The 13,746-nt window shown below is 61.7% G+C and carries 9 protein-coding genes; 5 read left to right on the forward strand and 4 right to left on the reverse strand.

Features of this window, described 5'->3' with window-relative positions; translation table 11 throughout:
• Positions 1-114: 114 nt before the first annotated feature.
• Both smc and BFQ04_RS04765 read right to left on the reverse strand, forming a co-directional pair.
• On the reverse strand, positions 115-3,603 hold the full coding sequence (smc, locus tag BFQ04_RS04760; protein WP_065949802.1) for a chromosome segregation protein SMC: 3,489 nt from the start codon (positions 3,601-3,603) through the stop codon (positions 115-117).
• A gap of 2 nt (positions 3,604-3,605) precedes the next feature.
• Positions 3,606-4,265: a GntR family transcriptional regulator gene (locus BFQ04_RS04765; protein ID WP_065949803.1), complete on the reverse strand. Its 660-nt coding sequence runs from the start codon at positions 4,263-4,265 to the stop codon at positions 3,606-3,608.
• A gap of 280 nt (positions 4,266-4,545) precedes the next feature.
• Between BFQ04_RS04765 and xdhA the strand changes: the two genes are divergently transcribed.
• The 4 genes from xdhA (at position 4,546) to guaD (ending at position 10,651) form a co-directional block, all read left to right on the forward strand.
• Positions 4,546-5,994: a xanthine dehydrogenase small subunit gene (gene xdhA / locus BFQ04_RS04770; RefSeq protein ID WP_065949804.1), complete on the forward strand. Its 1,449-nt coding sequence runs from the start codon at positions 4,546-4,548 to the stop codon at positions 5,992-5,994.
• Complete coding sequence (gene xdhB, locus BFQ04_RS04775) at positions 5,987-8,386, forward strand: xanthine dehydrogenase molybdopterin binding subunit (RefSeq protein WP_065949805.1); 2,400 nt, start codon at positions 5,987-5,989, stop codon at positions 8,384-8,386. Before xdhA ends, xdhB begins: the two co-directional genes overlap by 8 nt.
• Before the next feature lie 110 nt (positions 8,387-8,496).
• Positions 8,497-9,339, forward strand: coding sequence for a xanthine dehydrogenase accessory protein XdhC (gene xdhC, locus BFQ04_RS04780; RefSeq protein WP_065949806.1), 843 nt, complete (start codon positions 8,497-8,499; stop codon positions 9,337-9,339).
• A 7-nt stretch (positions 9,340-9,346) separates the two neighbouring features.
• On the forward strand, positions 9,347-10,651 hold the full coding sequence (gene guaD / locus BFQ04_RS04785; RefSeq protein ID WP_065949807.1) for a guanine deaminase: 1,305 nt from the start codon (positions 9,347-9,349) through the stop codon (positions 10,649-10,651).
• 138 nt (positions 10,652-10,789) lie between these two features.
• Here the strand turns inward: guaD and BFQ04_RS04790 are convergent, their stop codons facing one another.
• Positions 10,790-11,554, reverse strand: coding sequence for a GntR family transcriptional regulator (locus BFQ04_RS04790; protein WP_065887865.1), 765 nt, complete (start codon positions 11,552-11,554; stop codon positions 10,790-10,792).
• Between the two features lie 362 nt (positions 11,555-11,916).
• On the opposite strand from BFQ04_RS04790, the gene BFQ04_RS04795 reads away from it, so the two are divergent.
• Entirely contained in the window at positions 11,917-13,107 is a 1,191-nt protein-coding gene (locus BFQ04_RS04795) for a benzoate/H(+) symporter BenE family transporter (RefSeq protein ID WP_065949808.1), read from the forward strand.
• 74 nt (positions 13,108-13,181) lie between these two features.
• On the opposite strand, the gene BFQ04_RS04800 is transcribed toward BFQ04_RS04795, so the two are convergent.
• On the reverse strand, positions 13,182-13,526 hold the full coding sequence (locus BFQ04_RS04800; protein ID WP_065949809.1) for a YggL family protein: 345 nt from the start codon (positions 13,524-13,526) through the stop codon (positions 13,182-13,184).
• Between the last annotated feature and the right edge of the window lie 220 nt (positions 13,527-13,746).

Consider the following 13,746-nt stretch of genomic DNA (forward strand, 5'->3'; position numbering starts at 1 on the left):
TTACGCCGGGGGTGACTGTGAGCTACAAGCTTCAAGCTTCAAGCTTCAAGCTATAAGCCGCAAGCTCAAGCCAACTCACTTGCAGCTTGCCGCTTGCAACTTGGCGCTACGCCGCTAGGCGTCCACCATCTTCATCGCTTCTTCCACATCCACCGCCACCAAACGCGAACAGCCCGGCTCATGCATCGTCACGCCCATCAATTGATCGGCCATTTCCATGGCGATCTTGTTGTGGGTGATATAGATGAACTGCACGGTCTGGGACATCTCCTTGACCAGCCGAGCGTAGCGTCCAACGTTAGCGTCATCCAGCGGTGCATCGACTTCGTCGAGCATGCAGAACGGCGCCGGGTTCAGCTTGAAGATGGCAAATACCAGGGCCAGGGCCGTCAGCGCCTTCTCGCCGCCGGACAACAAATGGATGGTGCTGTTCTTCTTGCCCGGAGGCCGCGCCATGATCGTTACCCCTGTATCGAGTAGATCTTCGCCTGTCAGTTCCAAGTAGGCACTGCCACCACCGAAAACTTTTGGGAATAACGCCTGTAAACCGCCATTAATCTGATCAAAGGTATCCTTGAAGCGGTTGCGGGTTTCCTTGTCGATCTTGCGAATCACGTTTTCCAGCGTATCCAGCGCTTCGACCAGGTCGGCGTTCTGGGCATCCAGATAACGTTTGCGCTCGGACTGCTGCTGGTACTCATCGATGGCCGCGAGGTTGATCGCACCGAGTCGCTGGATACGCGCGGCAATGCGCTCAAGTTCTTCTTCGGCGTCTTTTTCGTTGGCCTGTGCGGTCAGCGTGTCGAGTACGCCGTGCAGGTCGTAACCGTCTTCGAGCAACTGGTCCTGCAAGGTCTTGCGGCGCACGGTCAGGGCTTGCCACTCCATGCGCTGCTGTTCGAGCTGACCGCGAATCAGCTGGGATTGCTGTTCGGCGGTGGTGCGGCGTTTTTCGGCGTCGCGCAGTTCGCGGTCGGCGTCCTCCAGGGCGATCTGCGCGGTCTTGAGCTCTTCGTCGACGGTCATGCGCTTGTCGAGCAACTCTTCAAGCTTGAGGCGCAGCTCTTCCAGGGGCGCTTCGCCCTCCTCCAGGTTGAGGCTCAACTGCTCGCGCTTTTCGGTGAGGCGTTCGGACTGCATCTCCAGGCGTTCAAGGGCCTGGGCCGTGGAGGTGTGCTGGGCGCGCAGCGAGCCGAGGCGCACCGCCAGTTGGTGCGCGTGGTCCTTGTGCTGGCGGGCCTCCTGGCGCACGCGGTCGAGGCGTTCGCGCAGGCTGTCGCGCTGGGCCAGCAGCAGTTCGCGCTGCTCGGTGTCCAGGGCCATGCTGTCGAGGGCTTCCTGCAACAGCAGGCGCGCTTCGCCGATCTGTTCGTGCTCCAGGGCGCGCTGCTCGCCCATTTCGGCAACTTCTTCGTCAAGGCGGGTGCGGCGCAGGGTCAGTTGTTCGACCTTGGCCTTGCTCGCCGACAGTTGCGCTTTCAATTCGCCTTGCTGACGCGCTTCGTCCTGTAACAGGCGGCGCAGGTGTTCGCGGCCGGTCTCTTGCTGGCGCTGGGTGGCGCGCAGGGTTTGCAGTTCGGTTTCCAGGCTTTCCAGAGTCGCCTCGCGCTCTTCGCGCTCGGCGCTCAGGTTGACGATTTCCTGGCCACGGGCCAATACACCGCTTTCGGCCTCACTGGCACGGCGTACGCGCAGGAAGTGGCGGCCGACCCAATAGCCGTCGCGACTGATCAAGCTTTCGCCGGCCGCCAATTGGCCGCGTTGGGCCAGGGCTTGCTCAAGTGACTCGACCGGCTTGACCTGGCCCAGCCACGGCGACAGGTCAATCGCCGCCTCGACCTTGTCCAGCAGGCTACCCGGCACGCGCGCGCCATCGGCTGCAGGGCTGAGCAGGCGCAGGTCGCCCTGGGTGAAACCCGCCAGGTCGAAGCCGCCAAAATCATCCACCAGCACGGCTTGCAGGTCGGCGCCCAGTACGGTTTCCACCGCCAGTTCCCAACCGGCCTCGACCTTCAAGCCTTCGGCCAGACGCGGACGCTCGGCCAGGTGCTGGTCGCGCAGCCATTCGGCGGTGCCGGTGCCGGGGTCCAGCGCGGCCTGCTGCAAGGCTTCCAATGAGGCCAGTCGCCCGTTGAGCCGCTGCAGGTCACCCTGGGCCTGTTGCTGCGCCTGGGTCGCCGTTTGCAATTGCTGACGCAGTTGCTCCAGGCGTTCCACTTGCTGCGCTTCGCTGGCCTCGAGCTCTTCGAGGGTCATCTCGCTTTCGGCCAGCTGTTCGCTCAACTGCATGATCGCCGCGTCTTCCGGGTCGGCGGCGAGTAACACGCGCTCTTCCTGCAGGCGGCGCTGGCGTTCAGCCAGGCGCTCCATGCTGGTTTCCAGTTGCTGGATACGCGATTGCTGCACCTCGGCCTGGCGCCGCGGTTCGGCGGATGTGAGGTTGAACGTGTCCCACTGCTCCTGCCAGCCGTGCATGCCGGTTTCGGCGTCTTCCAGGGCGGCGGCCGCTTCTTCGGCGGCGGCGTTGGTGATGTCCTGCTCGGGGGTGAGCATGTCCAGCTCTTCGCCCAGGGTCAGCAGCAAGGTACGGTCGTGGCCCAGGTGCGATTCGGTCTCCAGGCGCGCGCGTTCGGCTTCCTTCAGATCATCCTGCAGCTGGCGCAGGCGTTGCTGGCCGTGCTGGATACTCTGTTCGACGCGGGCAATGTCGCCGCCCACCGAATAGAAGCGGCCCTGCACCAGATTGAAGCGCTCGGACAGCTCATGGTGCCCGTCCCGCAGGCGTTCAATGCTGGCGTCGGCGTTGCGCTGCTCGGCCACCAGTGCTTCAAAGCTGACTTCCTGGGTGCCGATGATCGCTTCACGCTGGCCGACCTGGTCGTTCAGCGCCTGCCAGCGCAGGGCCGACAGTTGTGCCTTGAGCTGGCGCTCTTCGGCCTTGTATTCCTGATACTTCTCGGCGGCCTGGGCCTGGCGGTGCAGGCGCTCCAACTGGCGCTCCAGCTCTTCGCGCAGGTCGGTCAGGCGGGCGAGGTTTTCATGGGTGCGGCGAATGCGGTTTTCGGTCTCGCGGCGACGCTCCTTGTACTTGGAGATGCCGGCCGCTTCCTCGATAAAGTTGCGCAGGTCTTCGGGCTTGGCTTCGATCAGCTTGGAGATCATGCCCTGCTCGATGATCGAATAACTGCGCGGGCCTAAGCCGGTGCCGAGGAAGATATCGGTGATGTCGCGTCGACGGCATTTGGTGCCGTTGAGAAAATAACTGTTCTGGCTGTCGCGCGTAACCTTACGGCGAATGGAGATTTCCGCGTAGGCCGCGTATTCGCCGACCAGGGTGCCGTCGGAGTTGTCGAACACCAGTTCGATACTGGCCTGGCTCACCGGTTTGCGGCTGGTGGAGCCGTTGAAGATGACGTCGGTCATCGACTCGCCGCGCAGGTTTTTCGCCGAGCTCTCGCCCATCACCCAGCGCACGGCGTCGATGATGTTCGACTTGCCGCAGCCATTGGGCCCGACCACCGCCGCCATGTTACTGGGGAAGTTCACCGTGGTCGGGTCGACGAAGGATTTGAACCCCGCCAGTTTGATGCACTTGAGCCGCACGTTTAGGCGTCCGCCAACGCGGCGATGACCAGCGAGCTGCTGCGCTGGCAGTAGGCCGACAGCACCCTTCGGATCTGCGCCAGGTCGCGGGCCATTACGGCAGCAAGCAGTTGTTCGAACAGCGCGAGGTACTCGCTCATTTCCGCCTTGCGCTGGTCAAGGGCCAGGTAATAGGCGCGGTTCATCGCCGGCTGCAGGTTCTCGACGGTTTCCTGCAGGTACGGGTTGTTCGCGAAGGGATACGCGGCGCGCATCACATTGAAGCTTTCTTCGACAAAGGCGCGGATGTCCTGGCGCTCGTAGCTGGCCATCAGGCGCTGCTGGATTTGCAGGAATGGCGCCATGTCGGCCTGGGTCTGCCAGCCTTCGGCCACTGCATTGCCGAGCAGGATGTACATCTCGCCCATCAACGTGCACAGGCTCTGCACCTTGTGTGCGGTGAGTTCGGTGACGTGAGCGCCACGGCGCGGCAGGATCGCGATCAGGTGCCGGCGTTCGAGGATCAGCAAGGCTTCGCGCACGGAACCACGGCTGACATTCAGCGCCAGTGTGACCTTCTGTTCCTGGATCCGCTCCCCAGGCTTGAGATCGCCGCGAATGATACGTTCGGCGAGGTGGTGAGCGATTTGCTCGGCGAGACTGTCCGGCGCCTTGAACGTCATGTTTTCCCTTCAAAATCTTCTATCGGTACAAGCGCGGCAGTGTAGCGCATTGGCCCGCTGATGGCGCTACGCCCACGGTGGCGAATTTGGCATGAAACACGCAAGCCTGAACAGCCATAAGCCCCTGAAAACACCGGTTCCAGAAGACTGGACCATAATTGAATGTGTTGTGACCGGATTTTCTTGACCCTTAAGTCAGAAAACCATTGACCGAAAAGTCAGACATGACTAGATTCGGCGCAAAGCGGTTAACAACAATAATGAGTCTGCGAGGCCTTCCGTGATCCAGTTTTTACTTAACCAGGAACTCCGTAGCGAGCACGCCCTGGACCCCAACCTGACCGTGCTCAACTATTTGCGTGAGCATGTGGGCAAATCCGGTACCAAGGAAGGCTGCGCCAGCGGCGACTGCGGTGCGTGCACCGTGGTGGTCGGCGAGTTGCATCGCAACGATCAAGGCGTCGAGCAGATCCGTTATCGCAGCCTCAATTCGTGCCTGACCTTTGTCTCCTCGCTGCACGGCAAGCAACTGATCAGTGTCGAAGACCTCAAGCACCAGGGCCAACTGCACAGCGTGCAGCAGGCGATGGTCGAGTGCCACGGTTCACAGTGCGGCTTCTGCACCCCAGGCTTCGTGATGTCGTTGTTTGCCCTGCAAAAAAACAGCGACGCGCCCGACAGCCAGAAAGCCCACGAAGCCCTGGCCGGCAACCTGTGCCGCTGCACCGGTTACCGCCCGATTCTGGCGGCGGCCGAACAGGCCTGTTGCAACAAGCCCCAGGACCAGTTCGACAGCCGTGAGGCTCGCACCATCGCGCAGCTCAAGGCCATTGCGCCAACCCAAACCGGCGAACTCAACAGCGGCGACAAACGCTGCCTGGTGCCGTTGACGGTCGCCGACCTGGCCGATCTCTACGACGCTTATCCGCAAGCCCGCCTGCTGGCCGGCGGCACCGACCTGGCGCTGGAAGTCACGCAGTTCCATCGCACCCTGCCGGTGATGATCTACGTCGGCAATATCGAAGAGATGAAGCGCATCGAATCCTTCGACGACCGCCTGGAAATCGGCGCCGCCACCGCCCTCTCCGACTGCTACACCGCGCTGCACCACGAATACCCCGACTTCGGCGACTTGCTGCACCGCTTCGCCTCCTTGCAGATCCGCAACCAGGGCACCTTGGGCGGCAACATCGGCAACGCCTCGCCCATTGGCGATTCGCCGCCGCTGCTGATCGCCCTCGGTGCGCAGATTGTGCTGTGCAAGGGCCAGACCCGTCGCACCCTGGCGCTGGAAGACTACTTTATCGACTACCGCGTCACCGCCCGCCAGGACAGCGAATTCATCGAGAAGATCATCGTGCCCAAGGGCCATTCACTGTTTCGCGCGTACAAGGTGTCCAAGCGCCTGGACGACGATATTTCCGCCGTCTGCGCCGCCTTCAACCTCAAGCTCGACAACGGTGTGATCAGCGACGCCCGCGTCGCCTTCGGCGGCATGGCCGCCACCCCCAAGCGCGCCAGGCACTGCGAAACGCTACTGATCGGCGCCACCTGGAACGCCGCCACTGTGGAGAAAGCCTGTGCCGCCCTGGCCGAGGATTTCACCCCGCTGTCGGACTTTCGCGCCAGCAAGGAATACCGCCTGCTCAGCGCACAGAACCTGCTGCGCAAATATTTCATCGAACTGCAAACGCCGCACATCGAGACTCGGGTGACCGCTTATGTCTAACCATCACGCCGTGGTAAAAACCCAGGCCGAACTGGCCGAGCTGTTTGCCCAGGACCTGACCTGCGGGGTCGGCCGCAGCGTCAGGCATGACAGCGCCGCCAAGCACGTCAGCGGCGAGGCGCAGTACATCGACGACCGCCTCGAATTTCCCAACCAGTTGCACCTGTATGCGCGCCTGTCCGACCGCGCCCACGCGAAAATCCTCAGCATCGACACCGCGCCCTGCTATGCCTTTGACGGCGTGCGCATCGTGATTACCCACGAAGACGTACCGGGCCTCAAGGACATCGGCCCGTTGATGCCCGGCGATCCGCTGCTGGCCATCGACACCGTGCAGTTCGTGGGCCAGGTGGTGCTGGCCGTGGCCGCCCGCGATCTTGAGACCGCGCGCAAAGCCGCGATGGCGGCGGTGATCGAATACGAAGACCTGGAGCCGGTACTGGATGTGGTCGAGGCGTTTCGCAACCAACACTTCGTGCTCGACAGCCACACCCATCAACGCGGTGATGCGGCCGGTGCGCTGGCGACGGCAAAAAACCGTATCCAGGGCACGCTGCATATCGGCGGCCAGGAACATTTCTACCTGGAGACGCAGATTTCCTCGGTAATGCCCACCGAAGACGGCGGCATGATCGTCTACTGCTCCACGCAAAACCCCACCGAAGTGCAGAAACTGGTGGCCGAAGTACTCGATGTGTCGATGAACAAGATCGTCGTCGATATGCGCCGCATGGGCGGCGGGTTCGGCGGCAAGGAAACCCAGGCTGCCAGCCCCGCCTGCCTGTGCGCGGTGGTGGCGCGCCTCACCGGGCAACCGACCAAGATGCGCCTGCCGCGGGTCGAAGACATGCTGATGACCGGCAAGCGTCACCCTTTCTATATCGAATATGACGTGGGCTTTGACGACAACGGCCGTTTGCACGGCATCAACCTGGAGCTGGCCGGCAACTGCGGCTGTTCGCCGGACCTGTCCAACTCGATTGTCGACCGTGCGATGTTCCACGCCGATAATGCGTATTACCTGGGCGATGCCACGGTCAACGGCCATCGCTGCAAGACCAACACCGCCTCCAACACGGCGTACCGTGGCTTCGGCGGCCCCCAGGGCATGGTCGCCATCGAGGAAGTAATGGACGCCATCGCCCGCCATCTGGCGCTGGATCCGCTGGCCGTGCGCAAGGCCAACTACTACGGCAAGACCGAGCGCAACGTCACTCATTACTACCAGACCGTCGAGCACAACATGCTCGAAGAGATGACCGCCGAGCTGGAGGCGAGCAGCCAATACGCCGAGCGCCGCGAAGCGATTCGCCTGTACAACGCCCACAGCCCGATCCTGAAAAAGGGCCTGGCGCTGACCCCGGTCAAATTCGGTATTTCGTTTACCGCGAGCTTTCTCAACCAGGCCGGCGCGCTCATCCATATCTACACCGACGGCAGCATTCACCTGAACCACGGCGGCACCGAGATGGGCCAGGGCCTGAACACCAAGGTCGCCCAGGTGGTGGCCGAAGTGTTCCAGGTCGACATCGACCGCGTGCAGATCACCGCGACCAACACCGACAAAGTGCCGAACACCTCGCCAACAGCGGCGTCCAGCGGTGCCGACCTGAACGGCAAGGCCGCGCAGAACGCCGCCGAAACCATCAAGCAGCGCCTGGTGGGATTTGCCGCGCGCAAGTACGACGTCAGCGAAGCGGATGTGGAATTTCGCAACGGCCATGTGCGCGTGCGTGAGCAGATCCTGAGCTTCGAGGCGCTGATCCAGCAGGCGTATTTCGCCCAGGTCTCGCTGTCGAGCACCGGTTTCTACAAGACCCCGAAAATCTTCTACGACCGCAGCCAGTCGCGCGGACGGCCGTTCTACTACTTCGCGTTCGGCGCGGCCTGCTGCGAAGTGATCGTCGACACCCTGACCGGCGAATACAAGATGCTGCGCACCGACATCCTTCATGACGTAGGCGCCTCGTTGAACCCGGCCATCGACATCGGCCAGGTGGAAGGCGGTTTCATCCAGGGCATGGGCTGGCTGACCATGGAAGAGCTGGTGTGGAACAACAAGGGCAAGCTCATGACGAACGGCCCGGCCAGCTACAAGATCCCGGCGGTCGCCGACATGCCGCTGGACCTGCGGGTGAAACTGGTGGAAAACCGCAAGAACCCGGAAGACACGGTGTTCCATTCCAAGGCCGTGGGCGAGCCGCCGTTCATGCTCGGAATCGCCTCGTGGTGTGCGATCAAGGATGCGGTGGCGAGTCTGGGTGACTATCGCCAGCAGCCGAAAATCGACGCGCCGGCCACGCCCGAGCGGGTGTTGTGGGGGTGTGAGCAGATGCGCAAGTTGACCGCCGCGGTGGCGGCGGATACCGAAACCGAGTTGGCTTCGCTTTAGATCGAGGCGCTGCCATCGGGGGCAAGCCCCCTCCCACCTTGGAATGCATTTCAAATGTGGGAGGGGGCTTGCCCCCGATGACGGCCTGACAGACACCACAAGAGGTGACTATGAACAACTGGATCAGCGCCCTCGCCGACCTGCAGAACCAGGGCGAGCCCTGCGTACTGGTGACCATCATCGAAGAGCTCGGCTCCACGCCGCGCAACGCCGGTTCCAAGATGGTGATCAGTGCCGCGCAGACCTTCGACACCATCGGCGGCGGGCACCTGGAATACAAGGCGATGCACATCGCCCGCGAGATGCTTGCCCGTGGCCAACAGAACACCCACCTGGAGCGCTTCAGCCTCGGCGCGAGCCTGGGCCAGTGCTGCGGCGGCGTCACTGTGCTGCTGTTCGAACCGATGGGCCAGGTGCAGGCGCACATCGCAGTATTCGGCGCCGGCCACGTGGGGCGTGCGCTGGTGCCGCTGCTGGCGAGCCTGCCGTGCCGGGTGCGCTGGATCGATTCCCGTGAGCAGGAATTCCCGCAGAACATCCCGCAAGGCGTGCGTAAAATCGTCAGCGAAGAGCCCGTCGACGAAATCGCCGACTTGCCGGCGGGCAGTTACTGCATCGTCATGACCCACAACCATGCACTGGACCTGGAACTGACCGCCGCCCTGCTCAAGCGCAATGACTTTGCCTACTTCGGCCTGATCGGCTCGAACACCAAGCGCGTGAAATTCGAACACCGCCTGCGCGATCGCGGCTTCGATACCGCGCAACTGCAACGCATGCGCTGCCCCATGGGCCTCACCGAGGTGAAGGGCAAATTGCCGGTGGAGATTGCCATCTCCATCGCCGGCGAAATCATCGCCACCTATAACGCCCATTTCGGCCAGCACACCGCCAGCGCCGAACCCATTGCCAAATTGCTGCCGGTGTCACGCCGCAGCCAAGCTATCAATTGAGATAACCATGCCTTTGACCCGCAAAGCCTACCGCGCCGCCATCCTGCACAGCATCGACGACCCTGCCATCGTGGGCATTGAAGCGTCCTACGAGTATTTCGAAGACGGCCTGCTGGTGATCGATAACGGCCAGATCAGTGCGCTTGGCCATGCCAGCGACCTGCTGCCGACGTTGCCCGCTGACATCGATATCACGCACTACCAGGATGCATTGATCACCCCCGGCCTGATCGACACCCACATCCACCTGCCCCAGACCGGCATGGTCGGCGCCTATGGCGAGCAGTTGCTGGACTGGCTCAACACTTACACCTTCCCCTGCGAAAGCCAGTTCGCCGACAAGGCCCACGCCGAGGAAGTCGCCGACATTTTCATCAAGGAGCTGCTGCGCAACGGCACCACCACCGCGCTGGTATTCGGTAGCGTGCACCCGCAATCGGTGAACGCGTTCTTCGAAGCCGCCGAAAAACTCGACCTGCGCATGATCGCCGGCAAGGTGATGATGGACCGCAACGCGCCGGACTACCTGACCGACACGCCGCAATCAGGCTACCAGCAAAGCAAGGCGCTGATCGAGCGCTGGCACGGCAAGGGCCGTCTGCACTACGCCGTCACGCCGCGCTTTGCGCCGACCAGCACGCCGGAGCAACTGACGCTGGCCGGGCAACTGCTGGGCGAGTACCCGGACCTGTACATGCAGACGCACATCAGTGAGAACAAGCAGGAAGTCCAATGGGTGAAGGAACTGTTCCCCGAGCGCAGCGGCTATCTGGACGTGTACGACCATTACAAACTGCTCGGCGAGCGCTCGGTGTTCGCCCATGGCGTGCATCTGTGTGACGACGAATGCGCACGGTTGGCGCAGACCGGCTCGGCCGTGGCGTTCTGCCCGACGTCGAACCTGTTCCTCGGCAGCGGCCTGTTCAACCTGCCGATGGCCGAGAAGCACAAATTGAATGTCGGCCTGGGCACCGACGTGGGCGGCGGCACCAGCTTCTCGCTGCTGCAGACGCTGAATGAAGCCTACAAGGTCATGCAATTGCAGGGCGCGCGGTTGAGCCCGTTCAAGTCGCTGTACCTGGCCACCCTGGGTGGCGCGCGGGCATTGCGTCTGGAAGACAAGATCGGCACCTTGCAGCCGGGCACGGATGCGGACTTTTTGGTGCTGGACTTCAACGCCACGCCGCTGCTCAGCTATCGCTTGAAGCAGGCCAAGGATATTGCCGAGACGTTGTTTGTACTGATGACATTGGGGGATGATCGGGCGGTGATGCAGACCTACGCGGCCGGCAATCTGGTGCACCAACGCTGATTTCAAAGACACCAAAAAACCAATGTGGGAGGGGGCTTGCCCCCGATTGCGGTGGATCAGCCAGCTTAAGCATTGACTGACACACTGCTATCGGGGGCAAGCCCCCTCCCACATTTTATTCCCGGTGAATCAGGGAAATTACAGTTTTACCGAAGAGCGCCCCGCCTTCTTGGTCTGCAACAGATGCGAGAACACCGCATGCAAATCATCCGACGCACTTTCCTCATCGAGGTTGAGCTTGCTGTCAATGTGATCCATGTGATGCATCATCAAATCCACTGCCAGTACCGCATCCCGGGCTTCGATCGCGTCGATCAGCTGGGTGTGTTCATCGTAGGAACAGTGCGAGCGGTTGCCGCTTTCGTACTGGGCGATGATCAATGAGGTCTGGGACACCAGGCTGCGCTGGAAGCTGATCAGCGGCGCGTTCTTCGCCGCTTCGGCCAGCTTCAGGTGAAATTCGCCGGAGAGGCGAATGCCGGCACCACGGTCACCACGGGAGAAACTGTCGCGTTCGTCGTTGACCATCTGGCGCAACTCGGCCAGTTGCTCGGCGGTGGCGTGCTGCACCGCCAACTCGGTGATCGCCCGCTCCACCAGACGCCGCGCCATGAACACCTGGCGGGCCTCGTCGACGCTCGGGCTGGCGACGACCGCGCCACGGTTGGGCCGCAGCAACACCACGCCTTCATGGGCCAGACGCGACAAGGCGCGGCGAATGATGGTGCGGCTCACGCCGAAGATTTCGCCCAGTGCCTCTTCACTCAATTTGGTGCCAGGTGCCAGGCGTTGTTCGAGGATCGCCTCGAAGATATGCGCGTAGACGATATCGTCCTGGGTTCCGCTGCGACCGGTCTTGCCGGCTCGCGGTTGTTTCTTGAGAGGTTGCAACTGTTCGTTCATGGGCACTCGGGTAGGGAGAACGGCGGCGAATTAACGGTAATACGACAACTTTAAGGTAATACGGCAACAGGCAGTCGCTGGCAAGTATCGCCTGAAAACAGGGCACATTGTACACAACCCAATGCGCCAACACACTGTACGGCTGTTTGCAGCGCCGGCTGTATTGCAATGGGTCGTTACGTTTGAGTTTAGGCTTGATTCCACGATTTCCCATGTACGACATCCCACTGTAGGAGCGAGCTTGCTCGCGAAGACCCCAAGGGCGCCGCGTTTGATCTGATTGCCCGCGTTATCGTTGGCGATTTTCGCGAGCAAGCTCGCTCCTACAGCGTGCGGAGTCAGGTAAAAAGGAACACCCTTTCATGACCGACGCTACCCAAGCGCCGTTGCGCCCGCTGGCCGACACTTCACCTTCGGCCATCGTCGCCGGTTTCATCGCCATGATGACCGGCTACACCAGCTCGCTGGTGCTGATGTTCCAGGCCGGCCAGGCCGCCGGTTTGACCACGGCGCAGATTTCCTCGTGGATCTGGGCGATTTCCATCGGCATGGCGGTGTGCAGCATCGGCCTGTCCCTGCGCTATCGCACGCCGATCACCATCGCCTGGTCGACACCCGGCGCGGCGCTGTTGATCACAAGCCTGGGCGGCGTCAGTTACGGCGAGGCCATCGGTGCCTACATCACCTGCGCGGCGCTGGTGACCCTCTGTGGGCTGACCGGCAGCTTTGAAAAACTCGTCAAGCGCATCCCCGCATCACTGGCGGCGGCATTGCTGGCGGGGATTCTGTTCAAGATCGGCAGTGAAATCTTCGTCGCCGCACAGCATCGCACCGGCCTGGTGCTGGGGATGTTTTTCACTTACCTGATCATCAAGCGCCTGTCGCCGCGTTATGCGGTGCTGGCCGCGCTGGTGAGCGGCACCCTGCTGTCGGGCTTCATGGGGCTGCTGGATTTCAGCGGCTTTCATCTGGAAGTCGCGACGCCGGTATGGACCACGCCGCACTTCTCGCTGGCGGCGACCATCAGCATCGGTATCCCGCTGTTCGTGGTGGCGATGACCTCGCAGAACATGCCGGGGGTCGCCGTGCTGCGCGCCGACGGCTACACCGTGCCGGCCTCGCCACTGATCACCACCACCGGCCTCGCCTCCCTGGTGCTGGCGCCCTTTGGCTCCCACGGCATCAACCTGGCAGCCATCAGCGCGGCGATCTGCACCGGGCCGCACGCTCACGAAGACCGCAACAAGCGCTACACCGCAGCCGTCTGGTGCGGGGTGTTCTACGGCATTGCCGGGGTGTTTGGCGCCACGTTGGCGGCGCTCTTCGCAGCGTTGCCCAAGGAACTGGTGCTGTCGATAGCGGCGTTGGCGCTGTTCGGCTCGATCATCAATGGCCTGAGCATCGCCATGAATGAGCCCAAGGAACGGGAAGCGGCGTTGATCACCTTCATGGTCACTGCGTCAGGCCTGACGTTGTTTTCCATTGGTTCGGCGTTCTGGGGGATTGTGGCGGGGGTGTTGACGCTGCTGATTCTGAATGGGAGGAGGGTCTAGCTTTAGGCTTCAAGCTTCAAGCTTCAAGCTTCAAGCTGCGTGAGCTTGCGGCTTGAAGCTTGTCACTTACCGCTTCAATTCTGGGAATTGATCGGCTTTTCCGGATACCACACGTCCAGCAACGGGCTGACTTCAGCCTTGGTCAGCTCGGAACGGGTTTTCAGCCAGGCTTCAACGGCAGCACGCTGCTCTTCGTTGACCGAGCCACGCTTCTGCAGGCAAACCAGACCGTAGTCATCGCCGCCGACATAACCCAGACCGTTGGCTTCCATGGCTTCTTTGATGAATGCTTCGAGGAAAGCGTCGATAGCTTCTTCACTCAGGCCTTCTTTGAAGTCCAGGTTCAGTTCGAAACCCAGCTCTTGAAATTCATCAACGCACAGTTTTTTGCGCAGACGCTGGGAACGGTTAGTCGCCATTGGAACAATCCTCTTAAGTAATAACGGCCGGCACTTTAGCAGTTTAAGGCGGCAATTGCCCGACTCTCTGGGACGGGCGGCGCTTTGCCGATAAAAAAACCCGGATTACCCGCTATCGTTCAGCTACAAGTGGGCTCGGCTTGGGGCATAATGCCGACACTTTCATGACCAATGAGGGATTTTTCTTATATACCCCTCGCCTTTTTCACCCTTCTCAGCA

This window comes from Pseudomonas sp. 37 R 15 (assembly GCF_900004865.1).
In the GTDB taxonomy this organism is placed as follows: Bacteria; Pseudomonadota; Gammaproteobacteria; order Pseudomonadales; family Pseudomonadaceae; genus Aquipseudomonas; species Aquipseudomonas fluorescens_AM.